This window comes from Paenibacillus sp. FSL R5-192, from assembly GCF_000517845.1.
Classification (GTDB): domain Bacteria; phylum Bacillota; class Bacilli; order Paenibacillales; family Paenibacillaceae; genus Paenibacillus; species Paenibacillus amylolyticus.
Window position 1 is genome coordinate 25,548 of the sequence record NZ_ASPR01000039.1, and the last position, 26,475, is coordinate 52,022.

Sequence of the window (26,475 nt, forward strand, 5' to 3'; positions counted from 1 at the left end):
TACTCCACGACGGAGCAGCCTTTGGTGTTATATCCTATATTTATCCTTTAATCTTGGCAGCCAGAATCATTGTACCGCGCGGCTCATCTCCCATTGCATCCGGTTCAAGCGTGATGGCAACCGTATCATAGTCGTTGGCCGAATCCAATGTGTAATATACCGCTCCCGTTCCGTCACGACTAAGGAAAGTACCCGCATTCTGAGGGGTATCTCCTTTGATCAACCAGACCTGAAAAGCCTCGTTGCCTTCCAGGTTCGGCAGGTTCTCAGCCTGCACAACCAGGTGGGTGCCTTTGTTGTCAATAACGATGGTTGCGAGACCCTGAGCTACAATGTCCTGCGTTGCAGGATTCAGCTTCACTGCCTCGCCAGTCTGCATGCCCTGTGCAGGTTCCAGAGCTGATGCCAGCTGCTCTTGCAGCTGTGCATTCTGCGCCTGTGCCTGCACCAGTTGCTCTTGCGTAGCCGACGAGCCCGCCGCTTGCTGCGTCAGCGAGTCGATCTGGCTCCGCAGCTGCGCCGTGTACACGCCCAGCAACAGTGCCGCGGCCGCAAGGCCGGCACTGGCTATGCGCCAGGCGCTGCTGCTACGCGCACGCGCGCGCGCTTGTGGCTGCCATGGCTGTGCCTGGGCAGCCTCTTCCACCCGGGCCGCACGTTTGTGCTGCGGCGCAAGATCTTCCTGAAGCACCACGGGTGCTTCAGGCTCTGCAGGAGCAGCCGCTGGCTTCGCCTCGGCGCTCTCCTGCCCATGTCCGAGCACGTTGCCCAGCACACGTGCTCGCATGCCTTGCGGCGGTGCTACAGGTTCCGCCGCAAGTGGCAGGAAGCCAGTCACTTCCTGCAATTCCCTTACCTCCTGGCGGCAAGGTTCGCAAGTTGCCATATGCGCTTCAAACGCCGCCACTTCCTCTGCTTCCAGTCCGCCCAGCACATACATCGGTGCCAGATCAGACCACTCCTCATGTCGTTCTATCATGGATGTATGCCCTCCCTTCCCGCGTCCGGATGCAATTCAGCATCGGCCAGCAACTTTTGGAGCTGTCGCATGGCAAGCCTGACACGGCTCTTTACTGTACCCAGCGGAATCCCGAATCGGCTGGATACTTCCTGCTGGGTTAATCCCGCATAATAAATCGATTCTATAACTTGTTGCTGATCACCGTTTAGTTGGGACAACGCCTCTTTAATCCGGGTTCCTTCCCATTTACGCTGCACTTCTTCTTCCGTATTCGTATGCTCATCGGCATAGGCCGCCAGTGTCTCGTGTTCAACTGAAGTAGTCGCTGCCCCTTTTGATTTCCGCCTCAGCATGTCCACTGCTATGTTACGCGTGATCGCAAACATCCATGTGGTCAGCTTCCCCTGTGAGGCATCGTATCGTTCAGCATTATTCCAGACCCGCATAAAAAGTTCCTGAACGGTCTCTTCTGCCGTCATGGGATCACCAACGATCCGGTAGGCAAAAGAATACACCGCTCGCTCATAACGGTCATATAAAAGCTCCAGTGCGGAGGCATCACGTTCCGCAATCTGCCGCATTAACCTGCTGTCCTCCATCGATTCAGTCATGCGAGGGCCCCTTTCTGTTTCTTCCCTCTTATTATAACCTACGCAGAAACTTTTGAAGAGGATTACCCCTATGAAGAAATAGTCTGAGAAATTTTCTGTATCTTTTCAAACTAACCTTTCACTTCCCAACTTAAAAACAGTCCGAAAACATGCTGCTCTGGTCGCGCTTTCCTTTTTATTGCAGAAAATTACAACCTGTGGTATACTATAAGAGTTGTATTAAACAACCTCATATGATTTCTGTCTTCTTTAAACCCCGGAATATTTTCTTCATGCTGCGACCGCAGCGAACTATAAGCACATTTAACCTATGAAGATTGAAGAACCTGAATCACAATAACCCGGTAGTACAGAGTTTCACAAGATGTTCCCATTCACACTGGCGCGGTCATCGGAGCCGCAAGGACAAAAGAGAGGTAGGGCTTTTGTTGTTTTGGATATCACTTATTCTTGAGAAGATTGAAAACATACACAAAGCACCCGGAATTGGGTTCCGGGTGTTTATCCATGTCTACATATCCAATTTAGCACCATCTACAGGCAATTGCTCCCCTCTTCATTGAGAAAAGTCTTCCTTCCACTTATCAGATAATCAGATAAATTCGGATATGCTTTAAAAACTTTTCCATTCTCCCACTGACTGCACTCCTGGATACTTCCTTACTTCCTTACTTCCTTACTTCCTTACTTCCTTACTTCCTTACTTCCTTACTTCCTTACTTCCTTACTTCTCCAATTGTGCAAATAACTTCGGCCTCTAAAGCAAATGTTTACGCTCACCAGACGCTAACGAATCCTGCACACCTTATATTGGGGATTTCTGTGCTATGTAAAATCTAACGAATCTCAGCCACGTTAATCCATGTCACTTCATGAATATCGGCTCCAAACATGCCCAGATTCAGATAATAAGACGTCTACGATTCGTTAAACTTTTGAAATGGCAAAAATGCATGGAATAGCGTCTGTGGAGTTCGTTAAAGAAAGTAATCCCAACGCTCCTTCACTTCTAATAAAAAAGGGACACCGCAGGATGAAATCCTACGCTGTCCCGCTCTGAATCATAGGTACGTTATGCCCCAACATGGAACTCAGACTCGGAGTTTATTTAGAGCACCCAACGCAACGATCTACGATCAGCAAAGTCTCCTTGCACTCCCAAAGACTTAGATAAACATCGTTTTGGAGATGATGACCAGCAAGATGAACAGTACAAGGATCGTACCCATGGAACCCCAGCTTCCGCCGCCATGACCATAGGATACTCCACAACCCTGTTGATAACCGTGCATCATTGGAGCCTGATTGGCATGGTGTCCGTATCCATAGCCATATCCCATTGGCATTGTTCCACAACCATATCCATACCCATGCATTTCATGACCTGTGTATTGGTATCCTTGCATATGCTCATAACCTCCCATATGTCCGTATACGTGTCCCTGTCCGTTCGGTGAATTCGGTTTTACTTCGCTCATTGTTCATTCCTCCTTAACATTTGCCTACACCCCTAAGCTATGTATTCAGCCTACCTCTGGACCGGGCTATCGCCCTCATTTTGACAAAATGGGCGTTTAGCCATGAGGTACCTTCCCCATTTTCGAAGCATACGCCGTCCTTCCATTTCTTGAATTCCACCAATTCTTCCATTCAACCACAAGCTATCTTATCTGCCTGGCTCTCCACCATGCTTGTCCTCTAGAAAAAAAACCCCACCGGTTGCCCGGCAGAGCTCGCCATATTATACCCAGAAAGATTTAGTGATGATTACGAGAAGAATGAACAGAACCAGGATTGCTCCAGTCGATGTCCAGCCGCCGTATCCTACGCCTTCAACTACGTTGCTCATGCAGAACCCTCCTTTACAAATATATTAGGGTCCAAGCGGTTTATTAGATCAAGAATGCTTTAGAGATGATGACCAACAAGATAAAGAGAACCAAGATCGCGCCAGTCGATGTCCATGCGCCGCCGTATCCACCTACTACTCCACTCATGTAAACCCCTCCTTTGATTTGAGGTACAGTTCACTATATGCACCAATCACACATGGGACCGGGCTCAGGTCGAAAATGGGCTGTTTTTTTTCCACCGACTATTCGCTAATTGCACCTACATAAAGGGTTAGTTCTTAAGCCGGAATGTTATGTTCATATATGTTTAAGTCATAAATAAATCCCACGGTTATATCAACCAAATGTATGTACTATCACTCAAAATGGATACCCATACGGTATATTATTAGCTTTTAACTTGTTAAATACAGATAAATTATCTTTTTAGTAATTATGAATACTGAAATCTTTATTTATGTTATTATTTTACTAATAAAATAGAAAGGAGTTTCCATGCCCACCACCTAAACCAGATTATCCCAAACGAAATGATGACCTTAGAAAAGAACCCAACCGATGGGAAGCACATTAGGAGAAATTAGACATAATGAAGAAACTTATTACGATTTTGGCATTAGCCACATTGCTTACTGCTTGTGGTAATTCAGAAACAAATACAACAACCAATAACCAAACGTCCGAAGCATCCAAGGCAACTGAAACTGTCTCAACAGAAGCAAAAGCTACGAAATACACTACATATAGTGGAGAAGGATTTTCTTTTGCATATCCTGAATCCTGGAAAAGCGTAGATACAAGTCAAATGAATGCTCCATCCATTAAAGCTGCTTTTTCAGACCAATCTTCATCAGTCACATTTGCAGATAATATGAATCTGACGATTGAGGCCAGCTCAACCGGTTCAATTAATCCTGAAGAATACGCCAATAATATAGTGGATTATTACACACAAAGCGGTTCAAGCATCGGCATTTCCGATTATAAAAAAACCAGCTACACAAACAAACCTTATAAAGAATATAGCGCTGGTGTCTTGGAAGGATCCTATAAGCATTCCTCGGGTACAGATGTTATCCTTGTGCAGTATCTGATTCCGACCAATACAGAACTCTATACCATGACGTTAACCTACGCCAAGGAAACTTATAATCAGGATGAGATCAAAGATATTCTTGATTCCCTAAGCATTACTGCTTCTCTGGAGCAAACAGCACCAACTGCAACGACTGGAAATTCATCTGCCACAGCATCAGCTGCCGATTTCTTTAATGAGTTAACTCCGTACATTACGGAAGATACAGCCTTCATGGAGCAGGCTTCCTATGATTTCTTTGGCAAGCATAGCGATGTATTCCCTGCCAGCACAGCAGAACTCCGCAAAAAGGCGAAGGATCTCGTTGACACCAATGTGACGACCCGCCATCTGAATAAAAATGTGGCTAACTATTATGATCAATTCGTGCAAGTTAGCGGTGAAGTCATTTCAGTTGAGGAAGATAGCTCGCTCGGAGCAACCTTCTCTATCGTTCATGTCATGGATGAGAACGGAAACGATATTATAGCGTTATATCCTGCAACGACCGGAGATTTGCTTGATGGTGATTACGCCACGGTTATCGGTGCACCAATTACCAACTTCTCTTTTGAAAATGTTGGCGGTGGTTACACCAACGCCACTTTGATTGGAGCCTCATTGGTAGTTGCAGATTAATTGATGATAAATGTGTGTACACAAAGGACCAGCTTATGAACGCTAAGCTGGTCCTTTTTTGTCTTTCAGTTTATAAATGTCAGAAATTCACGTTAGCTACACAATATACACAATCTAAGCTTTAATTAATGACTTATAACATACTGAATAACCGAATATACGGATGTTTACACTAATCCATTAATTAGGTCTCGCCTGATGTGACGTCAGTTTATCCTGAACCGATTGTAACTTCTGTATACTTGAGGCATCCGGTTTATCACGACGGTCGTCAATTTTGACGGATGTGGAAACACGCTGAGCTCCTGACAGAAACGGCGCTTCATGCAGAGCCGCAATTGCTGTAAAGATCTCGTTAAGCGGTCCCTCAATAATGGTGCTCATCGAAGTTAACTGATATGTAATGCCCCGTTGATGTTCCAATACCTTTTGCATGTCCGCCACATAACTGCTTAGACTGGTTGTACCCGTTCCGATTGGAATTACAGTCACTTCTGCTATTGCCATTTTGCTCCGCCTCCTCTGGGCCCCGTGAACAACCGCTGCCGCTAATTTTAGTTGATTTTTGACTATTTTTATTCTACCAGTTGAATGCGTTACAATTCAAACTGACGTGAAGACGTCATTCAAATTGGTCAAAAAATTTTTTTGATAAATCTTCAAATCTTCCAGTCCTTTTCCTTTGCGGATTCCTGGCTTAAATGGTATACTCGGAATTACGTTTTACTGTATCGGCCCACTTTACAAACACAATATGTTGGGTTACAGTATGTTGACAGCTACAAAATGTAGTAACACTAGATTTCTCCGCTTCTATTAGTCACCTTCTGCATTCTCGCGAAAAACAGGATGAAATCACCTCCAAAGGCACGTCCCTGTAGGTGTAAATCGCTTTCTCGAAACAGAGTTGACATGGAGGTTAACGGGGCTGTTTGGACTGCATCCGGTATCCTCAAACTACAGGCACATCTGCAATAGACCAAAGCTTACATAAGCACCCTTTTCTGTCGATATCCAGAACTTCTAAGACAGTAAGGAAGCCAGAGCATCCATGGGCATTTTCAGCCGCGAGGCGGGAGAATGCTTTTTATATGAGCATGTTCTGAATTGTGCTGTTTTGTGCTCCTCAAGTTGAGCGATTTAAGACATGAACTTGTCACCGCCGTTTCAGTCTGCCAAAAGCAACCTTTACCTTTTTCTCACCGTAAGACAACACTCAATTCTTTATATAAAGAATTTCTCCAATTTATATCTTTAACATGCGAAAGCGAGGAATATTCATGCCACAAGTTGTGACCAAGCCGAACAACCGCCAGCTTGCCTTTGATGATATGCGCATCTCGGTATATGCCGACCGTACTCTAGAAGGACTGGAAATGCTGGACAAGGAACGTCTGGTACGTGGGGTAAACAGCAAGCTCCGCCGTGATGAAGTTACCGGAGACGAAATCAGCAACGCTTTTATCATGAGCGCACTGGAACTGGTAACTAAAGAGGAGCCTAATTGGAAATTTGCAGCGGCGCGCTCCCTGCTCACTTCCCTTTACAAAAAAGCGGCTACCAACCGCAGATACAAGTCTTACCCGGACGAGCCTTATGGCGCATTTCACCCTCTTCTTGTAGATCTCGTGAAGAAAGGTATCTACCGCGAAGAATTACTGGAATGTTACACCAAAGAACAGATCGACGAACTTGCTGAGTGCATTGACTACCGCAACGATCTGCTCTTCGATTATATCGGTTTGCTCACACTGGCAGAACGTTACCTCGCTCACGATTTTGACGGAAAAGTAATGGAATTGCCGCAAGAGCGTTACATGGTTATCGCCATGTTCCTAATGCACCAAGAGCCTGCCGAGAGACGTATGGATCTCGTCAAGGAAGCATACTGGGCCATGAGCAACATGTACATGACTGCAGCTACTCCTACGATGTCCAATGCAGGTAAAAAAGTAGCCGGTCAACTCTCCAGCTGCTTCATTGATACGGTGGACGACTCACTCGAAGGTATCTTCGATTCCAACACGGATGTAGCTCGTCTGAGCAAAATGGGGGGCGGCATCGGCGTTTACCTCGGCAAAGTCAGAGCTCGTGGTTCGGATATCCGTGGTCACCAAAATACAAGTTCCGGTGTAATCCCTTGGATTCGCCAACTAAACAATACAGCGGTCAGCGTAGACCAGCTCGGTACGCGTAAAGGTGCCATTGCCGTGTACCTGGACGTTTTCCACAAAGACATTCTGGCTTTCCTCGATCTGAAGCTGAACAACGGTGACGAGCGTATGCGTGCGCATGACGTATTCCACGGCATCTGTCTGCCTGACTTGTTCATGGAGCGGGTATCCACCCGTGGCGAATGGAGCCTGTTCTGTCCGCACGAAACGAAGAAAGTGATGGGCTGGAAGGACGAGAATGGTCGTGCACTCGGACTGGAAGATTTCTATGATGAGTCCTTTGGCGAAGGTGCGTTCCGTGATAAATACGAAGAAGCGGTGAATCACCCACTGCTGTCCCGGATTACAGTACAGGCGATTGACATCATGAAGCGTGTACTGAAATCCCAACTGGAGACAGGTACGCCATACATGTTCTACCGCGATACGGTTAACCGCTCCAATCCTAACCGTGCACACGGTATGGTATACTCCTCCAACCTGTGTACCGAAATTATGCAGAACCAGTCTGCCACTGTAATTGAAAAGGAAGAACTCGTAACCAAGGATGGACAAACTCGCATCGTGATTTCCAAAGTGCCTGGCGACTTTGTTGTCTGCAACCTGAACTCCATCCATCTGGCACGTGCTATACCTCATAATGTATTGGAGCGTCTTGTTCCAATTCAGGTGCGCATGCTGGACAACGTTATCGACATTAACAACATTGAAGTGTTGCAAGCCCAATATACCAACAGCCAATATCGCGCAGTCGGTCTGGGAACGTTTGGACTTCACCACCTGCTTGCTCTCGAAGGCATTCATTGGGAGTCTGAAGAAGCTGTAACGTATAACGATAATCTGTATGAAAAAATTAACTACCTGCTCGTGAAATCCAGTATGGAGCTGTCCAAAGAAAAAGGACATTATCCGAAATTCAAAGGTTCCGATTGGGAAAGTGGTCATTACTTCGACCAACGCGAGTACACATCAGGTGAGCGCGTAGGCGAGTTCGTGACAACCGAACAGTGGAAAGAACTGCAAGCCGAAGTACGACAAAACGGTGTACGTAATGCTTGGTTGTTCGCCATTGCACCTAACGGTTCCACGTCCATTATTGCCGGTTCCACCGCTAGTATTGATCCGCTCTATGAGCTGTTATCTTATGAAGAGAAAACAACTTACAAAATTGCCAATCCGGCTCCGGATCTGTCCGAAAAAACAAGCCCTTATTACCAAACAGCGTTCCAGGTGGACCAACATGCTTCCATTAATATGGCGGCTGCCCGTCAGCGCCACGTCGATCAGGGACAAAGTTTCAACTTCTATGTTCGACCAGATATTAAAGCAACAGAATTCCTGGAATTGCATCTGCACGCTTGGAGAGCCGGCATGAAATCAACTTATTATGTTCGTAGCCGGGCATTAACGATTGAAGAATCTTGATTTTTACGCAAGTTACGTTTTATCCATGGTAGAGAAGATTTACTAGATTCAAGGTGACCACCAGGGCATCCTGTTTTGATTGCAAAATGGCGTTGCCCTGGTTCTTTTTTGCCTAAAACACGATCACAGCATCGCAAGATGTTGATATAGATGCCACATTATACAACCCTAATATATATAAAAGAATTAATGATTACACGATAACGAAGAGGACAGAACAAAGCTGAAGAAGCGGAGCTAAAAGCTTTCTGAAAGAAAGCTACTTCGGAAGCATACACTTCGCCTTTATCACCGGATTTTCCCCTTTAAAAGAGGGAATCAAAAAATCAGGGGATAACAGCGATCGGAAGGTTGTTCTGTCATCGTAGTTATACAGTGCAAATTCATTCAAGGAGTGAACGGAACAATGCAAGTACAGAAAATTTTTAACACCGAAGCCCCTAACCAATCAACACGTATTATTGAAGGTGAATGCTCCGGTATCCTGAACTGGAACGACATTCGCATGCCTCACATGTACAAATTGTACAAAGTATTATTGCTCAACCACTGGATCGCGGACGAGATTCCAATGTCCAAAGATGCTTCCCAGTTTGCTCAACTGGACGAGGAAGAGCAACGTACGTTTAAAATCAACATCTCTCTGCTCGCGGTACTTGATTCTATGCAAACGATGTTTGTTGGTGACGTAAAACGTTACTTTACCGATTCTTCACTCGAAGCGATCTCGGCCATTATCGGACAACAGGAAGTCGTTCATAACCAATCCTACTCCTACGTCCTGTCTTCGATCGTATCTGATCGGGAGCAAAAGGAAATTTTTGAATACTGGAAACATGATCCAGTCCTGCTTGACCGTAACCGTTTCATCGCAGACATTTACCAAACATTCCGGGACGAGCCGTCTCCACAGACGTTCTTCCAAGCTATGGTAGCCGATCTGGTACTCGAAGGTATCTTCTTCTATAGTACGTTTGCCTTCTTCTACAACCTGGCCCGTGACCAGAAAATGATGGCAACCAGCCAGATGATCTCGTATATCCAGCGGGATGAAAACCAACACTGTTACTTCTTCGCTGAAGTGTACAAACAGTTGCTGGTGGACTTCCCTGAACTGAACACACCTGAGAACATGGACTACGTATACACAACCATCCATCGTGCTGTTGAGCTTGAAACCAACTGGGCACATTACACACTCAGCAACGTGCGCGGTATTGACCTGAACGAGTTGGAAGATTACATCAAGTACATCGCCAACAAACGTCTGCGTCTGATGGGTATGGAAAAAGCATATGAAGGTGTGGATGTAAACTGCATGCCTTGGATCAAACCATTCTCCGATGAAGCTCTGAATGCAACCAAAACAGACTTCTTCGAAGCTAAATCCCGTAACTACGGTAAAGTTGGCGACGATAACGGATTTGACGATTTGTAATAAAGAATAGATTATAAAAACAACACTCCCTGAACTGTGGCTATAATGCCTAAGTTCAGGGAGTGTTGTTTAATTCGTATGTACAAACATCATATTAGCGTTGAACTATTATAATTTAATAGAGATATTTCTTAATCTAATAAATTCAAGAATCGTATATAATTCTTGAAATTTTTCATTATTCAATCTTCTCTCATTTACCGTATGAATATGAAACGGGTCATACATCGTAATATTAGCAGGTGTTTCATCAGGATGATAATGAGCATGGAATTTCATAATCAACTCTTTTTGATCATCATACCAATCATACCAATATAACTCGATGAATCCCCCGTTTCGATCTATCTCCTCTACACAGTACATCTTCGATAAATCATTAAAGACAATTGTTTTACGAATAGTTCTAGCACTGCTTGGAAGACCCTGGGCACCATCTCGAATCTCCATAATAATATCTGAAAAATCATTCTCAATAAAACGAAAATTACTTTTCGGTATCTTTAAAGCCAAGACGCTGCCTCCCCAAATGGTGTTTCCAAACTTGTGCATCGGTTTCTTCTTCAGGTGTTAAGTTCAATTTAGTTCCGAGTGTCCGTTCGAATTCCCCTTTGTATTTATCTTCATATAAGGCAATTTGCCCTGTGTGGTAATCCAGGTCACTGACTTCTATTGTGGATTGGCGTTCTGCCTCTTCCTTTTTCCACATAGTCACAATCTCTTTAATCGTCGTTCTCTTACCTGATCCATATACATATGTAGTATCGTCTGGGATGAGATTATGTTTGTTGGACCCGGCTCTTTGAATCCCCATAAAACGGCCTTGATCAATCCAGTTAAAAATCGTCGTAATACTCACTCCAAAAAATACAGATAATTCTTTAGGAGTATAAGAATGTACAACTTCAATAGAAGGAATAGAAGGAACACCACTGTCTGTAATTCCTGTCGGTACATCCACTGCTTGACTTAACGCATGTTTGAGAAGCGTAACATACTTTTCTCTAAAAATATCAGCATCTTCAAAGATAGATTCATCCAGGTTACGGACAAATTCAGCATTATTTTTGACTGCAAATGCCAGCACTTTGAACAGTAAAATGCTATTATCCGAATTACTTAAGCTCTGAACTAACTCAGAAGCAATCTCATCCGTGTTCTGACTAAATATATTCTTCTCAACTCTTGTGATTCCCATATCCATCTCACCTCACACTCCTAGTATAGGATAGTAAAGTTTAACTTTCAACATCATACTTAAACAAAGTTAAACACAACTTAAACTTTATAGATCAAACTTAAAGTATACTTAAACAGTATGCTACGAAGAGCTTGATTTATACATTCTCCAACCAACACATACTTATTATATAATGAAAGAGATTCATACCCCTCCTACGGAAGTGAGGCCTATTCATGGAAAGAGAACTGCTGGAACAAATCAACTTGTGGCATGACCAGGACCAATTCAGTCTCATTATTGAACATATTGAACGAATCCCCGTCTCAGAGCGGGATTATGATCTGATTGGTCAACTCGCCAGAGCTTATAACAATGATGCACGTTACCGCGAAGCCGTTCAACATTTGTTGTCTGTCCAGGAGCAAGGGGTAAACGACCCGCTCTGGCAATACCGTTTGGGTTATGCATACTGTCATATAGCGTGTTATGAACAGGCATTACTGGCTTTTGAGAGAGCTGATGAACTTCTGCCCCATGATGAATCTACCCTTGAATTCCTTCGAGAGATTCGTCCCGAAGCGGACAAGATGCGTCAAGATCGCCAGCGTCATGAAGAGGAACTTGCCGCATTCGAGCAGAGCGGTATACAGAACCATCTAAGAGCCGCTTCAGGGACTTATGATCCCGCAACGTTCTGGGTACAAAGTGATTATGCGCAGGACAATCATGTATCAGAACCTTTTGATGAAGAAGAGATTTTGACTATTGAGAAAGAATTGGGTTACAAACTGCCCGCTTCCTATATTCAACTGATGAATACGCAAAACGGCGGTATCCCTGCGCTCACTGTATTTCCCACCAAAGAAGCGACTTCCTGGGCTGAGGATCACATTGCCATTTCAAGCATTATGGGAATTGGACACGATAAAATATACGCACTCGCTGGTGAGCTGGGAAGTCGGTTCATGATCGAAGATTGGGGATACCCCGACCTAGGGATTGTGATCTGTGATTGTCCATCTGCTGGTCATGATGTTGTTATGCTGGATTATCGCTTCTGTGGCCCTGAAGGCGAACCCTGTGTAGTTCATGTCGATCAGGAAAATGATTATGAGATTACATATCTTGCGCCGAATTTTGAAGCTTTCATCCGTGGATTGGTCGATGAGGATACGTATGACCTGTCTGACGAAGAGAATGAGGACTAAAACCCAGGAGGGTCCGGCCATATGACAACCCGTATTTATTTTGGTTCCAATCAACTTGGCGAAGTGGCCGCAGTTCCATTGCAGGATGCGCTGAATAAGCTTGACCTGGGAACCCTTGAAGATTATCAACGAACGGATAAAGGGGTTATGGGTCAGACACTGCTCATTCGCTCTTCCCGTGGAGAGTATATTCTGAAAGGCAATCCTTTATATGCAGGACAGTTACAGGAAGAAAAGTTCTTTGTAGAACAACTGGCAAAACATACGTCCATCCCTGTCCCTGATCCATATTTATTACATGAAGATACCCATCTGCTAGGCTGGAGTTATGCCATAATGCCACGCCTGCCCGGGAATCACCTGTATGATCCAGCATTCCAGGCTTCGCTGTCACAGCAAGATCAGGAAGAGATTGCCTGTATGTTTGCCCATACTTTGGCTGAACTGCATCGCTGGAAGGTGCCTGATGCCGGGGAATATGATCCTGTAGCGCAGCAGATTGTTTCCTTTGCAGGCGATTATCTGGACTGGTTGTACGGAACCATTCGTCACTGGTTACATGATGCTGAACAGTACTCGGTGATTACGGATGAAGATGTTCAGTGGGTGGACGAGCAATTCAAGAATGCTGAACCGGCATTTCGGTCCAGGGCTGTTCCGTGTTTTGTTATGGGAGACTTCAAGGTCGAGAATATTCTGATACAAAATCTGGACGACCGTTCTTCAGGGTGGCAGATTAGTGGTCTGTTCGATTTTACAACGGCCTATTTCGGAGACGGTACAGCCGACCTAACCAAAATATCCACCAGGTATGTTCGTGAGGGTCAACCAGAACTGGCCGCACAGTTCCTTCGCTGCTACCGGGATCTGGTCTGTGCAACAGATGCGGAGAAATGCCAACACTTCCGCACACGTCTCAGCATGCATCTGCTCTATCAACGTATCTTGTGGTGGGGGGAAGCCAAAGCGACAGGACAAGTGACGTGGGCAGCCGACCTGCCTTTTGCACAGTGGGCGCAGCAGTCCATCAATTCGATTGTCGCATTGTTAGATTAGTAGAATGTATCGTTCCATATATGTCGCCCAACATGCGGGCGCACGTATAAAACCGCCAGAGATCATCCTTGATCTTTGGCGGTTTTCCTCATCTCACTATATTTCAGTCAACGATGGAATCTCTCAACTTAAGCTTGTGCAACGGGTGACTCCTGATGTTTCTGCAAAAACTCCAGCATCCGGCGGTACACAAGAATCTCGTTTGTCTTCCTGGAGAAGCCATGACCTTCATCATCCAAAACGATGTATTCCACATCAAGTCCCTTGGACTGGAGCGCAGCCACGATCTGATCGGATTCGGCCTTCACGACCCTTGGATCATTAGCACCCTGAATGACCAGCATTGGATTCACCATCTGATCGAGATACGTAATCGGTGAATCCTTCGTTAAACGTTCGCGGTCACGGACCGGATCACCCAGCCAGTTATCCATCATCGGTTTCCAGTCTTCCGGTACGGATTCCAGGAATGTGAACAAGTTACTTGGCCCAAAAATATCGACCGCTGCCCGGAAGAGCTCCGGATGGCGACCTGCCAATAACAGGGTCATATATCCCCCATAACTTCCACCTACCACAAACAACCGCTCTGGCGATGTAATTCCCTGATCAAACAACCAGTTGATCCCGGCAACACAGTCCAGCCTTGGGCCTTCGCCCCAGTCCCGCTCAACCAATTTGACGAATTCCGCACCATATCCGGTACTGCCCCGGAAGTTAGGTGCAAAGATATGATAGCCCTGAGCGAGCATCATCTGGAACATCGGCCGAAAAAACTTTGCTTCGGAAGATTGCGGCCCACCATGAGGCCAAAATACGGTGTAACCATTGGCCTGCTCTGGTTTTGCTTTGAACAAGAGAGCTTCGATCTCCAGTCCGTCGTAGGAGTTATACCGAATAACGTCAGGGTACACGAGATCACTTGGGTCCAGTCCGGTTACCCGATTGGCAGTCAGCGGCTCCCAGGACTCAGCACCTGCTATTTTGCGATAAATGTTATGCGGTTGGATCGCTCCACGTCCGAGGATATACACATTGCCAGCCTTTGTAACGTTCACCTGCTCTATCGTATCCAGCGGCATCTCTATGCGCCGAGGCTCATCGGCATTTTTGCCCAATACGTACATACGATTCTCCGGCCCTGTAAGTGTCCAGAAATATAAGGTCTCGGAAGCCTGATGCCAGCGGATGAACTCCACATCTTCCCCTTCGATTCTGCACAATAAGCGGAATTCGCGGGTATCGATACGGTATTCAGCCACATAGGCGTATGCGGAGTCATCATTGGTAATGAGCAGAAGACGATTATCATCTGCAAAAATCAGATCAGATACCTGACTATGGCGTTCTGAGACTGGCAAAATCTCCATTTCCTCATTGTTACGATACAGATGCGCCGTCTGATACGTATTGGAGTACATTTTTAAAATGACATAACTCTTCTCGTCAGGACTTACAGCCACCAGGCTGCTCGTAACCTCTTCTCCACTGTATAACAGTTCATCTTCCCCTGTCTCCAGATCGATGCGGCGTGAATTCAGATAATTCGGATTACCCGCGCTGGTGACATAATAGAGACGCTGTCCATCCTCGGACAACTCAGCGAAATAACAGCGATCATTCGGTTCCGCCGGAACCACGGGCAGTGGAACACCACCCTCGGGTGGGAGTGCATATAGATGATAGTTCTCATCTCCATCCCGATCAAACGCGGTAAGAAGATGACGCCCCTGCGGGTCTGCTTTGATAACTTGACTGCTCTGATTCAAGTACGTTAAAGGATACGGGTATCCTCCAGGCAAATGCATCGCCCAAATATTCGGCTGACCGTTCAGATTGCTGTCCATGAACAAACGTTTCTCGTCTGCCGATACGGCAAAATGTGAAATACGGTACGTCTGAAAATATTGCTCGACATCCGGTTTAGGGAACTGAATCATGACAAACCTCCTTGGAATTGAACCAACGAATTTAACATTGGTAAATTAAGGTACCATTTGTCCATATTATAGGTAATGCCAATGTTTAGACAATAGATATGTAAGATTTAATTACCAATTCCCTCGTAGCTTTGTATATGATTATCCACATTCATCCAGCGTATCAGTGGTATCTCCCTCCCTGTCACGCATAATGATGCGGAGTAGCTTTTGCCCATTTTCAAAGACTGCAGCACATACTTCTGTCCGGCCCATTCCAGCAATTGCTCATGATTTCGTATCGCTTGTATCGTATTTAAATTTCTCCACTGTCCACATAAAGATTGACCTGAAGCCTTGATCCAGGCCTCCTTGCCTGTGAGGACTTTCCACAGCAGGGAAGAAGAATCCTCACCGGAACATATGGCTTCCAGCACATGATCCCGCTCTTCTTCCGTCAGGAAACGTTGGATGATGGCTTTCTCTCGCAGTAGTGGACGTACCCATTCCACATCCACGCCAAGCTCGTTGTTAGTGGATGTAACCGCCAGTACACATAGCCCATTCGTATGCGAAAGGCTGAATTGCGGACCTCCCACGAGATAAGGCTTTCCGGAAGTGCCGTATTCAAATCGAATATCCCTTACCTGAAGCTGCATGTACTGTGCCAGTACTCTTCGCAAGAAAACCCTTGAAATCATCCAGCAATGAGCCTTTAGACGTGAGGTTTTGCTGATTCTGACCATACGTTCATGTTCTTCTGAAGTCATTGCATCGGAGTCCATGGCAGCCGCTGTCTGCAGTTGATCCTCCCTTATGGGCAAAGTCTGTGTCCAAATGTGGACCTCTGGTTCTCCTGAAAACGGCATGGACGTATCATTCCCTTGTGCCCTCATTGCCAGAAGGCTGCTGATTGTTCCGGTTCTGGAATCCATAAGGCCCTCCTCCCTATGCGGGGTTACATACATGCTAACGTATAACAACCATCCGCAGACGAGTAGACGTTGCAATAGTTCTAAGACCACTCCTAACCTCTTCTTCTGTCAATTCAAGTGCATACGTGCCAAGCTGTATATAATCCAGTCCGATCACCTCATATTCGGAGACGTGCATGCATCGCTGTTTTAACGAATCCATGTCTGCATAATACTTGCTTAACCACTTCATCCGTGCATAGTTGAAGTTGGATAGGGACAGCGTTCCGTTCTGAATATGCTCACACATCTCTTCAACCCGGTTATATAAAGAAACGGGATCAGCTGAATACCCACAAGCGTTCGAAAAGGCAAATTCCTTACGATAATAGTGGTCCCATTCTGCACCTTTATGAAGCAGACCCAACTCCATACATTCCGCATGGAAATCCGAAGTTTCACCCAGTAAAGCTTCAATGCCGATCATGCAAGCGACTTGCTCTTTTAAATGCATCCCATCTTCGGCACGGAACCCATACCTTACAAGTGGCAAGGACAATCCGCATTCAATCTCTCGATATTGCTTATTGGAGTCCTCGCCCAAATAGTCGAGTGTAACTTCTGGCAGGTAGGCACCATTCAGTGGTTCCATCGCAGGGAATTTTTCCAGCATATCCGTAATGAACTCCGTTTCAACCGGACCGGCAACCGCTATCGCCATGCTCCCTGTGGCATAGTGAGTGTTGTAGGCATGCTTCAGCTCATCCGTTGTCATTTGGTACAGACTATCCGGTGTACCTGCAACATCCATCGTGATGGGGTGATTGCTGCCATACATCATCTGAGTCAACTGCTGCAAAGCTCGCCAGGAGGGCTGGTCTGCATACATGGACAGCTCCTGATGAATGACGGACCGTTCCTGTTCCACATGCATCGGGGTGAAATATGGAGCAGCTAGCATGCCGGTGAACACCTCCAGACTTCGTTTCAAATCGCCTGTGCAGGCCATTTGATAAGTCGTTACATCGTAACGTGTCAATGCAGATGTCGAAGCTCCCAGAGTATGAAATAACGGCTTGACGGGCCGTTGATCCGGATTGTAGAACATCATATGCTCAAGGAAATGTGCTCTGCCAGGTAGGGCTCCATCATGGATTGAGCCATAGGACACGGACCACGAAACAAAAGTATGATGGAACTGGGGTTCGGGGAAAATGTGGACCGACAGACCATTGGATAAACGCCTGCGGACAGGTGCGCTATTCACAATACTATTCATGAGTCACCTCCTGCACTGGTGCGGAATATTCGCTCTCAGGATACAAAATCCAGGTGACAGCCTTTTTCATGCCAGAGGCTACCTCAGCCACTTGTTCCGCAGTAACGCAGGATATGGCTTCCAGGAATTGCGGAGTTGTCATCTGGACCCGGTTGAGCAATCGATCGATATGAAGGTTGACCACCTGCTCAGGCAGATCGTATCCCACTTGCACATAATGCATCACATTCTGAATAGCTCTATTCAGCTCCACTTCCTGAATGTCTCCCCTGCATATCCTCAGCCATTCAGCGTCTATCGCTTCAAGGACCTCTGTCACATATCCACTGTTTGTTCCCGTTGTCACATGAAGCATTCCCCGATAATCATCCAGCGTGCTGTAGATCTGATACACCCATTGCTTTCGTTCACGAAGCTCAGATTGAAGCCTGGAAGCTGGCGTTGCGCCAAACAGGGAATGAAAAAGAAACAGGGCAGGATAATCCGACGATCCATACGTCACTTCGGTGGTAAAGGCCGCATTAATCTTGCATTGCTGAACATCCATCAGTTCAAGCATCATCTCGCCTTCCTCCCGGTGCTCAGCAGGTTGATCTTGCTCGATCACAGATGGAGTTGCTCCCCCATCAGTCGTGAAAATCGAAGGCAAAAAGGTCTCCATGACCTGAGCTATCATCACATCCGATTGGAAATCACCAATCACATGAATATGTATTGGGCTACAAAGCACTTCCCGGTACCATTCCTGCAATTTACCATTACGCACACAATGTTGCAGTTGCTCCAAGTCGGCATCCCTGCTTCGTCCCGCATACCCAAGCCACTCCAGACTGCGCCCCCGTATCACCTTGTCCCAATCGGAAACAGCATAGCCAGCATGATATTCTGCCCAAACAAGTTCCTCCTGGATCTGCGCTTCATCAAAATCAAATCCGCCCTTAAGGCTCGGTTCGAACATCATGTCTGCGAGCAGCTTCAGCGCATCGAGCGTCCGTGCATCGGTCCCGGGCAGCAACCCTGCAGGGATACGCAACCAGATGGATGCAAGCTGAGTCTCCCCCTTCTCCTCCAATTCGCACCTTAGCTCATCGGCATACATAGACCATAGTTGCTGCTGTAGCTTTCTTTTGCCGAGAGAATCCTGCCTGAAAAGCAGCCGCACAATGACTGCAAATACCGCTGAGGGAATCCTTCCCTGTTTGTTAACGATACCAAGGTGGAGATAACAGTTGGCGTATTGGCTTGTTGGCATCACATGGACCGATAGACGATTGTACTGCTCCGTAATGAAAGACTGCATCCTTGCCTCCCCCCTTATCTGACGGTTAACCCAAATTGTAGATCATGCCACTCGCGGTGTTCAGTCCAAGCTGACCGAATCCCTCCAGCGGCTTGGAGAACCAGTCCACCTGACTCTCAGCTTCCGCTGAATGAAGATTAGTCTCATCCTCTTTCCAGTGAATCACTTGCTGATGGTGACGGTCCCAGAATCTCCATAATGCAGGCTGCTTCAGCAGTTGATTGCGAAACGGCTCATATACACGTCCTGCTGATTCTTGAATATCCCCTTCTAAAATGAAAGGCGGCAAGAAAACAATTTTGGAACGAAAATCTTCAGTCAATGTCATGAAATAGGGACATACAGGCTTGCGTGTCTTGGCTAAAATACGAAAAATACCGCTCCTCGTCCGGATGCGTGAACTCAGGAAAGGAAGCTCCACTGCGCGATTATCCGCGTTGAACCCAGTCTGACCATCTACGAAAAGGTTGAATGAACCTCCCTTCCGCAAATGAGAATATAATCGTATGCCAATCATCTCATCCTCGGCATTCAACAGATCAGCACCTGCAAACTGCCGTAGGGTATTCCAGGACGATAGCTTCTGTTCCTGCTCTACGGTACCTTGTTCAGCCACCAGATAGAAGGGTAAGCCGGACTTCATGTGGCCTGCGCGAATCTCCTGTCCGATGGTAATCATGTTATGCCGGACGAATCCATAATGCCAGCTCAACAAGGCCCCACCTTCCTGCAGCGTCGCTTGCAAATGTTCAAGCCCCTCGACTTCATCCCAATCCATAAAGGAGTAAGGGTTTTTTTTGTGTTCATCAACCGTCCGCAAAAAAGCCAGATAATCCATCCAGATCAACTCCGGTGACGTTTCCAATTGAAGAGGCGAAAGTTCCTTAACAATATTCATTAGCGCATAGAAGAATCCCAGTCGAATTCCGTCTGTCTTTTCCCGATACAGCTCCTCCCTGACCTGTTCCCGATGTAACGTATATAATGTACGAAAATCCTTCATCCTTACACCTCCTGTATACCCTGATTCATGAATACTCCCGCTCCCGACAGCATTCCTTCCCTGGCTGCGCTAGTTCTAGAAGACGATTCAAACCGCCGACGATTCCGGTCGATACCATCCATCATATAGACCAACATTCGAAGCGCCAGCTCATATTGTCCAGGAATGTGCCGATCCGATTGCACACCCTGTCCTTCAACCATATCCATCCCTTCATAAGATAACGGGACCTCCAGCGCTGCAATAACGCAGTCTCGAATGTTCTGCCACGTCGGTCCTGCAGCAATCGGAAAATCAACAAACGGGAAGCTTCCCGGATCAAGGGAATCCAAGTCAAAAGTTAAATAAGCCGAGTCGACATCGTACTTCTGCCTTACCTCGTTCAGAACATGGCTCACCCTCTCGGGTGTCATATGCTCTGCCGATATCTGAATCAAGCCAGTATGGCTGTACATCTGATCTGCTGAGCGAAGACCACGCAGGCCGATCTGTACAACAGCAGCAACCGTACCCTGCTCTAGCAGATGTCTTACAAAATTGGAGTGACTGGGATGCTCCTGATGAATGGCATCGATACCGCAATCATGATGGGCATCGAACTGTACCAGCACCCTTCGACTGCCCGTGGCCTTTGCCATCATCTGAAGCACAGCATGCGTAATAGAATGGTCTCCGCCAATGCAGCACAATAGCGCCTGTTGATCCAGCGCATGATCCAGTGCGGCCGCAAGCCCCTTTTGATAAGGAACAGCTGTATCCGCCTCCGCTTCATTCATAAGACAAGTACCCCAATCCTGCATGGTTACGCTCTCAAGCAATCGTCTCCCACTTCCAATATCGTACAAGCTCGAATTCCCGGACTCTTGTAACGATGGATAGATGACCTTTTTCCACGATTCTACACGTAACGCATGCGCAAGTCCGGCAACGGAGGAGTTTAACATGCTTGTCCCACCAGAATGAGGGATACCCAAGATCCCCAGTTGAGGAGCCCGATGACCGATGAGAGGCTCATACAAAAAAAAAGGCGCTTCCGCAGGTTCCACCCCCGGCAAATCCGGGGGGCGTTGTGGCTCCAGCTCTTTCGCAGGTTCCAGCTCATAAAACTGACTGAACGTTTCATCCGCAGCGATCCACGTATCTGCAATGCGACGTACCAGATAAGCAGGTTCTGATGTTGTCATGCAAAAACCTCCTGTACGTAGTTAGAGTCAAGTCTGTGTGGAATAGCTCTTATTCGGCAACGTCGCTTCACCATCTGTACTGATGTCCTTATCCGCAGACGATTCCACATATTCCCGCTTCAGCATTCGCATGAAAGGCAGCAAGAACGACGACATGCCGACCACATTCATGCCAGCAATCACCGCATAGAAGTAAGTAACCTCATTGAAGGCCCGAGTCAGTCCCCAGCCAAGTGCGATAATAATCAGAAAATACACCGCATTCAGGAGTATGGCCTGGTATCCGCGCCCGCTCTGTTCCATCGTCAGCAACGTTGTCATCATGGGACCCATGCCAATATAGGAAAGAGCCACGATGGACAGATACCTTGCCGCTTCGGCTCGGGTTGCTGCGTCTTCGATCAGAAATGCGATAAGCGGATCTCGCCAGATCCAGACGGCAACGGCAATGATCACGTACAGAACAAAGGATTGCAGCAGACCTTGGCGATAGCTTGCATAGGCCCTTGGCCGGTGTGGCGACTGCAAATTATGATTGATGATAATGCCGATGGCCGATCCAATCACGATACCCGGCAGGATCGCCATCGTCTGAATTCGATAACCAACGCCAAAGCCAGCAACCGCCCCTTCGCCAAAGTGACTAACAATTTTATTGAAAAAAAATGTGCTCAGAAAAATCATGCAGTACGAGATGAACACAGGAATACCGACATGCCTGAGGGCCATCAGATGTTTTTGGGCAAAAGCAAAGCGTTCAAAGATCATTTCCCGACGAATGAACAGAATCAGCAGGGAGATGGCCAAGGACAAGACGGAAGTGATCAGGTTGGCATAGATGATGCCCTTCAGATCCAACCCGAAGACCGACACAAATGTATACACAAGAGCAATGTTTAGCATCGCCATCCCAACCGCGTTCCACGAAGCTGCCTGTGCCCGGCCCAGTCCTCGTAACGCCGCACTGGTCACCGCCGCCAGGACAGCCGGGATGCTCACTGCCATCATGCCCCCTACGTACAGCGTAAACATGGGCCCAATGTCGGCAGGCACACGGTAAAACCATGAGAGCACAGGGGTCAGTAACATCACAATGCCCCCGGTCAGAATGGCAAGCAGCATTGCACTGCCCATCATGTGCACGAACAGCTGGGTAAATGCACGTGAGCCCCCGGCACGACTGCGCGCCACCGCGACCTGAACAGACAGCTGCATCGCTTCGATGATGGCAATCATGACGAATGAGACAGGAATATACAATGAGAGCACATATAATACACTTTGACTCGTATGACCCAAGAAGAATACATTGGCCAGTTGTGTAATCACGTTAACCAGAGAAGCGAGCAGCATCGGAACGGCCGTACGGAATAACAAACGATGGATCGAGCCGGCCGTATAATCGATCCCCTGCATGGGGTTCACCTCCACAATTCATGAAGTCTTGATTTCTTGATTCATTGTAAGCCTGCTGAGGATCGGCAGACGTATCACATGCACGCAACAAGCCGATATCATCCGATCGTCATCCCATGAGACGAGCATGACCCGATCATCCGGCCTGATGATCCCCCGCTCTAGCTTATCTGCCAGCTGTATCCATACATCACCGCTCTGATAATCGGTTCGTGGTACGCAGATGGTCTTAGAAGGGGAAATATGCAAAACAGCACTGCCATTGAGACGTAATCCCAGTCTCGACTGAAGAATGACATGCACGGCTCCATGGCTATCCATCCATTCGCGGATCATGCCGAGTGCCTCGGATGAAAAAGCCGTGGCATCATCCGATCTAATGATCCGTTTTCCCGCATAGTGTATCTGCAACGCTCCTTGACCAAGGCCTACCTCAAGCGCCACCGCCATGTCGCCCAAATCACCCTTAGGTTCAGATGGTTGACCATATGCAATCTGTCCATCGTCATGGAGAATTCGCTGCTCCACCAGAACAATCGCAGTCCGTTCGTTAGGAAGCATGCTCCAAAGAGCAACCTGAATGGCCTCGGTGCCTGCGAGCGCACCCATATGGGTAATACCAAGTGGATGATCAACTCGCCACGGCGCCGTTTCAAGCATTCGGGCAAGTGGAGCATTCAGCGCATGACGTTCTGGACAGGTTTGGGCTAGGATCAACCAATCCCAATGCGGCTTTGTACCCAACTGCTCCAGCACCATAAGCGCAAGATCACCGGCTGTCACCCGTCTCCCGTCTGCCATAAGGGAGCGAGTCAGCGTTCCCACGCGACCATAGTAGTGATCCTCCATGTATATGTGCGGCGATACGTAAACATAATCATCCGGTGTTGGCCAATCCAGCGTGTACAGATGATCCTCCGCAGTAAGCCAGCAAATATGATCCACATAGATTGGTGCGCCAATATCACCATGAAGTGAATCAGACATGCTGCATCTTCCCGTTGGCATACGCCTGAAAAACGCTAATCTTCTGAATGGACGTTGTGCCTTCCATGAACTCAAAGGCCCTTGCATCGCGATACCATTTGTTCAACAGAGGATGCTCCAGCATGGAACCTGGCCCCATCATCTCCAGTGCCCATTCCGTCGCTTCCTCGGCAACTGACGCAGCCCGTATTTTACTGAGGGAAGCCAGATATCCCTTATTCGCATCATGGTCAATCTCTACTGCTGCATTCCGAATCATGCTGCGTAGCGCATGCAGACGCATCTCCAATCGCTCCAATTCTGTCTTTTCACGTTCTGTGAAGATCGTTCTGTGCTCCACAACATAATCATAAGCAGCCTGTGCAACACCAAGCGCCAATGCCGCCACACTAGGGCGCATCCGGTGGAATGTACGCAGTGCTCCCCACAGTCCACGCTTGGTTGGGCTTAAATGACGACCCAGAATATCTTTCTCTTCCAGTGGGAAAGCCTCGAATTGCAGATGGCTGAGTTGCAGACCGCGAAGCCCCATCGTGTCCAGCGGGGTTGCTGTGAAACCCGGCAGAGAAGGATCAACTATAGCGACCTGAATGCCCAGAGGCGTACGATTGGTCTGGGCAAATACCAGTCCAATACTCGCCCGGTGTCCGTTCCCAATGTAGAATTTATGTCCGGTTAGCTCCATTCCCCCATCCGGATGTCGCGTAATCCGCGTGCTGATCTCGGTTGCATCTGAACCCTTCTCCGGCTCTGACAAGGCAAAAACAGCCCAGGCCGGACCTTTCAGAAAGTGGCTATAAAAGCGCTCCTTCTGTTCCTCATCGCCCAAGTCAATCATGACGATGCTGGACATGGAAGGCCCAGGTCCTCCCAGAAAAACGCCCGCATCTCCTGCGGACAACTGCTCGATCGTAATGACTCTTTCCAGCGAAGAGAGTCCATAATATCGATCCTGACCTATGGTTACAATTGGCTGGCCGCCATACTCCGGGGGAATCATCATATGATTGATGGCCTGCAGGGCAGACGTGTGCAAAAAATCGGTGAGTCGGTCTGGCTCCCGGTCAATCGTCTGGCCGATCTGACGAAGCTCCACAGCATACTGCTTCATCACATGCTCGAATATCGCAATTGTTGATGGAGTAATCATCAATATTCCTCCTTAGCTGGCAACAGCATGTTTTTCACCAGTTGGCCTGCATATGTATATGCAGATACGCCATGTCTCAAAAAACCGAAACCGCCGCCAAGACGTTGAATCTGTCTGAAAGCTTCGTCCAATTCCTGATGTATCCACGCATGAACCCGGACCGATGGAAGACCTGGATTTGCTGAGAGGAAGCGGTCTTCAGGCAACGTTTCCGCCATGTAGAGCGTTGTCAGGATGTCAGCGACCATGCCTTTCACGAGCTGGTGCTGAAACGTGGATTGCCCGCCCGATATTCGCACCGACAAATGCCTGCGAACCTGCTCCAATCCAGCCTTGCACAGCTCTACGCGGAACTCAAGCAGGCGTGTTCTCAGCTCATTCGAGGTCACTTTCTCGCCTGATGTCTCTGCCTTCTCGCCCTCGTTCGGCTGTACCCGGCATAACAGTAGTCCAGAGGGCTCAAGCATCCGATCCTGCACATGAACGGCATGTAGTTGGTTCCAACGATACAGCCCTGCTGATTGTTCATGCCAAAGTAAAGCATCTTGTTCCATGAGATGAGCGGTTGCGAGCACGTAGGGACCTGTTGCCAAAAGCACTGGACGATTGTTCACCAGTAAGGTTTTTGCCTCCAACATTTCCGATATCGGAGCTACGGGGTTGCCTGCTGCCTTTGATCCGACGGGCTTAGCATCTGGGCCCTGGAATTCAATAACGTGCATTGTCATTCCTCCTGTTCATTCTTCTTCGCATCCTCCATGCTCCACCAGTGCAAAACCAAAAAAACTGCCGAGCCCGATACTGACCATGATGGAGCGTCCCTTCCTACACACCCAGTCCTGCTCCAATCCCGAACTCAGGTTAATGAACGGGTCGGTGGAAAAGTTATGTCCGATTCGCTGAATGTTATCCAGATATATCCGTTCAAGTCCAACTCCCGTACGTCGCGAGAATTCCTTCCAGGTAGTCCAGTTCACATTATGGGGAAAAATATGATTCACATCTTCGAAACTCAGGCCTTGCGTTGACAGCAGCTCTTCCATCCCTTGAATGATATGGTCCACATACAATCGGTTAAATGCCGAGATCTCATCGGCGGTTGCATGATAACCAGTATGGAACCGGGTATCTCGCAGCACATGCGCCGCCTGAACGACATGCTGACAGCTCTCTCTGCTCAATAGAACAGCTACGGCAGAATCACCCAGAATGGCCGATTTGCGCAGATAGCGCCATTCGGGAGGCAAAAAATTGAATTGATCCGCACAGATCAACAACACATTCCGAATGTGAGGCTGCGTTTGCGAGATTCGCTCAAGCCATTGAAGAGCGGCTATCGACGATGCACAGTTCATTTGGGATATGCCATAGAACGGTACATGTTCAAGCCCGAAGCGCTGAAGGACACGCTGCACAAGCCTGTAATCGCTCGGTGTCTGCACCTGAAAGGAATGGACATAGAGAACAAGGTCGATTCCGGAAAGGGCAGGTCTGGTCTGGAGCCGTTCCACAGCCTGTGCGATCGTATCGTCAAGCATCTGGCCCGGTTCCGTTACAGGCACACCTTCCAGGCGGTGGTACTTGCGCAGAAACTGAAGCTCGCCTTTTCCAAGCTCCAGGGCAGCCAGCACCTCTTCCGGCTGCTGAATCTGTTCAGGCAAATAGACGCCAATATCCACAATACCGAACCCCAATGTTCT

At 47.5% G+C, this 26,475-nt stretch carries 24 protein-coding genes; 5 read left to right on the forward strand and 19 right to left on the reverse strand.

What is annotated here, in order from left to right; translation table 11 throughout:
* Positions 1-40: 40 nt before the first annotated feature.
* The 5 genes from C161_RS19435 to C161_RS33060 all read right to left on the reverse strand — a co-directional run bounded on the left by C161_RS19435 (position 41) and on the right by C161_RS33060 (position 3,569).
* Positions 41-979 (reverse strand): anti-sigma factor, encoded by a 939-nt coding sequence (locus C161_RS19435; protein ID WP_036672106.1) that lies wholly within the window; start codon positions 977-979, stop codon positions 41-43.
* Positions 976-1,572, reverse strand: coding sequence for an RNA polymerase sigma factor (locus C161_RS19440; protein ID WP_036607374.1), 597 nt, complete (start codon positions 1,570-1,572; stop codon positions 976-978). Before C161_RS19440 ends, C161_RS19435 begins: the two co-directional genes overlap by 4 nt.
* A 1,166-nt stretch (positions 1,573-2,738) precedes the next feature.
* Positions 2,739-3,050 (reverse strand): hypothetical protein, encoded by a 312-nt coding sequence (locus C161_RS33055; protein ID WP_017690878.1) that lies wholly within the window; start codon positions 3,048-3,050, stop codon positions 2,739-2,741.
* 263 nt (positions 3,051-3,313) lie between these two features.
* Positions 3,314-3,421 carry a hypothetical protein gene (locus tag C161_RS32810; RefSeq protein WP_017690879.1) on the reverse strand — a complete coding sequence of 36 codons (108 nt, stop codon included), beginning with the start codon at positions 3,419-3,421 and terminating at the stop codon, positions 3,314-3,316.
* Positions 3,422-3,464: 43 nt separating this feature from the next.
* Positions 3,465-3,569: a hypothetical protein gene (locus tag C161_RS33060; protein WP_017690880.1), complete on the reverse strand. Its 105-nt coding sequence runs from the start codon at positions 3,567-3,569 to the stop codon at positions 3,465-3,467.
* 445 nt (positions 3,570-4,014) lie between these two features.
* Here C161_RS33060 and C161_RS19450 point away from each other — a divergent pair, with 445 nt between their 5' ends.
* Positions 4,015-5,139 (forward strand): PsbP-related protein, encoded by a 1,125-nt coding sequence (locus C161_RS19450; protein ID WP_036672109.1) that lies wholly within the window; start codon positions 4,015-4,017, stop codon positions 5,137-5,139.
* A gap of 180 nt (positions 5,140-5,319) precedes the next feature.
* Here C161_RS19450 and C161_RS19455 read toward each other — a convergent pair whose 3' ends face one another.
* Positions 5,320-5,646, reverse strand: a complete 327-nt coding sequence (locus C161_RS19455; protein WP_036672111.1) for an MTH1187 family thiamine-binding protein — start codon at positions 5,644-5,646, stop codon at positions 5,320-5,322.
* A 773-nt stretch (positions 5,647-6,419) separates the two neighbouring features.
* Here C161_RS19455 and C161_RS19460 point away from each other — a divergent pair.
* Both C161_RS19460 and C161_RS19465 read left to right on the forward strand, forming a co-directional pair.
* Positions 6,420-8,738 (forward strand): ribonucleoside-diphosphate reductase subunit alpha, encoded by a 2,319-nt coding sequence (locus tag C161_RS19460; protein WP_036607378.1) that lies wholly within the window; start codon positions 6,420-6,422, stop codon positions 8,736-8,738.
* 406 nt (positions 8,739-9,144) lie between these two features.
* Positions 9,145-10,176 (forward strand): ribonucleotide-diphosphate reductase subunit beta, encoded by a 1,032-nt coding sequence (locus tag C161_RS19465; protein ID WP_036607380.1) that lies wholly within the window; start codon positions 9,145-9,147, stop codon positions 10,174-10,176.
* A gap of 108 nt (positions 10,177-10,284) precedes the next feature.
* Here the strand turns inward: C161_RS19465 and C161_RS19470 are convergent, their stop codons facing one another.
* Positions 10,285-10,689: a toxin-antitoxin system TumE family protein gene (locus tag C161_RS19470; RefSeq protein ID WP_051449816.1), complete on the reverse strand. Its 405-nt coding sequence runs from the start codon at positions 10,687-10,689 to the stop codon at positions 10,285-10,287.
* Positions 10,664-11,380, reverse strand: a complete 717-nt coding sequence (locus tag C161_RS19475; RefSeq protein ID WP_036607382.1) for a helix-turn-helix domain-containing protein — start codon at positions 11,378-11,380, stop codon at positions 10,664-10,666. Before C161_RS19475 ends, C161_RS19470 begins: the two co-directional genes overlap by 26 nt.
* Positions 11,381-11,592: 212 nt before the next feature.
* On the opposite strand from C161_RS19475, the gene C161_RS19480 reads away from it, so the two are divergent.
* A complete protein-coding gene (locus C161_RS19480) occupies positions 11,593-12,567 on the forward strand; it encodes an SMI1/KNR4 family protein (RefSeq protein ID WP_036672112.1) in 975 nt (324 codons plus the stop codon).
* 21 nt (positions 12,568-12,588) lie between these two features.
* Entirely contained in the window at positions 12,589-13,623 is a 1,035-nt protein-coding gene (locus C161_RS19485; RefSeq protein WP_036672115.1) for a phosphotransferase family protein, read from the forward strand.
* Positions 13,624-13,751: 128 nt separating this feature from the next.
* Here the strand turns inward: C161_RS19485 and C161_RS19490 are convergent, their stop codons facing one another.
* The 11 genes from C161_RS19490 to C161_RS19540 all read right to left on the reverse strand — a co-directional run bounded on the left by C161_RS19490 (position 13,752) and on the right by C161_RS19540 (position 26,469).
* Complete coding sequence (locus C161_RS19490) at positions 13,752-15,563, reverse strand: S9 family peptidase (RefSeq protein ID WP_036672118.1); 1,812 nt, start codon at positions 15,561-15,563, stop codon at positions 13,752-13,754.
* A gap of 107 nt (positions 15,564-15,670) precedes the next feature.
* The gene (locus tag C161_RS19495) at positions 15,671-16,477 is read right to left on the reverse strand and encodes a 4'-phosphopantetheinyl transferase family protein (RefSeq protein WP_036672121.1); all 807 of its coding nucleotides are present in this window, start codon (positions 16,475-16,477) and stop codon (positions 15,671-15,673) included.
* A 34-nt stretch (positions 16,478-16,511) separates the two neighbouring features.
* Positions 16,512-17,735 carry a M16 family metallopeptidase gene (locus tag C161_RS19500; protein ID WP_036672123.1) on the reverse strand — a complete coding sequence of 408 codons (1,224 nt, stop codon included), beginning with the start codon at positions 17,733-17,735 and terminating at the stop codon, positions 16,512-16,514.
* Positions 17,728-19,035, reverse strand: coding sequence for a M16 family metallopeptidase (locus C161_RS19505; protein ID WP_036672126.1), 1,308 nt, complete (start codon positions 19,033-19,035; stop codon positions 17,728-17,730). Before C161_RS19505 ends, C161_RS19500 begins: the two co-directional genes overlap by 8 nt.
* Positions 19,036-19,060: 25 nt before the next feature.
* Positions 19,061-20,038 (reverse strand): LpxL/LpxP family acyltransferase, encoded by a 978-nt coding sequence (locus tag C161_RS19510; RefSeq protein ID WP_036672129.1) that lies wholly within the window; start codon positions 20,036-20,038, stop codon positions 19,061-19,063.
* Between the two features lie 2 nt (positions 20,039-20,040).
* Positions 20,041-21,222 (reverse strand): arginase family protein, encoded by a 1,182-nt coding sequence (locus tag C161_RS19515; RefSeq protein WP_036672131.1) that lies wholly within the window; start codon positions 21,220-21,222, stop codon positions 20,041-20,043.
* A gap of 27 nt (positions 21,223-21,249) precedes the next feature.
* On the reverse strand, positions 21,250-22,638 hold the full coding sequence (locus C161_RS19520; protein ID WP_036672133.1) for an MATE family efflux transporter: 1,389 nt from the start codon (positions 22,636-22,638) through the stop codon (positions 21,250-21,252).
* Between the two features lie 18 nt (positions 22,639-22,656).
* A complete protein-coding gene (locus C161_RS19525; RefSeq protein WP_036672135.1) occupies positions 22,657-23,625 on the reverse strand; it encodes a hypothetical protein in 969 nt (322 codons plus the stop codon).
* Positions 23,618-24,775 carry an acyl-CoA dehydrogenase family protein gene (locus C161_RS19530; RefSeq protein ID WP_051449817.1) on the reverse strand — a complete coding sequence of 386 codons (1,158 nt, stop codon included), beginning with the start codon at positions 24,773-24,775 and terminating at the stop codon, positions 23,618-23,620. The genes C161_RS19525 and C161_RS19530 overlap by 8 nt, the downstream gene beginning before the upstream one ends.
* Positions 24,775-25,497: a hypothetical protein gene (locus C161_RS19535; RefSeq protein WP_036672138.1), complete on the reverse strand. Its 723-nt coding sequence runs from the start codon at positions 25,495-25,497 to the stop codon at positions 24,775-24,777. The genes C161_RS19530 and C161_RS19535 overlap by 1 nt, the downstream gene beginning before the upstream one ends.
* Positions 25,498-25,512: 15 nt before the next feature.
* Positions 25,513-26,469 (reverse strand): 3-oxoacyl-[acyl-carrier-protein] synthase III C-terminal domain-containing protein, encoded by a 957-nt coding sequence (locus C161_RS19540; protein WP_036672140.1) that lies wholly within the window; start codon positions 26,467-26,469, stop codon positions 25,513-25,515.
* Between the last annotated feature and the right edge of the window lie 6 nt (positions 26,470-26,475).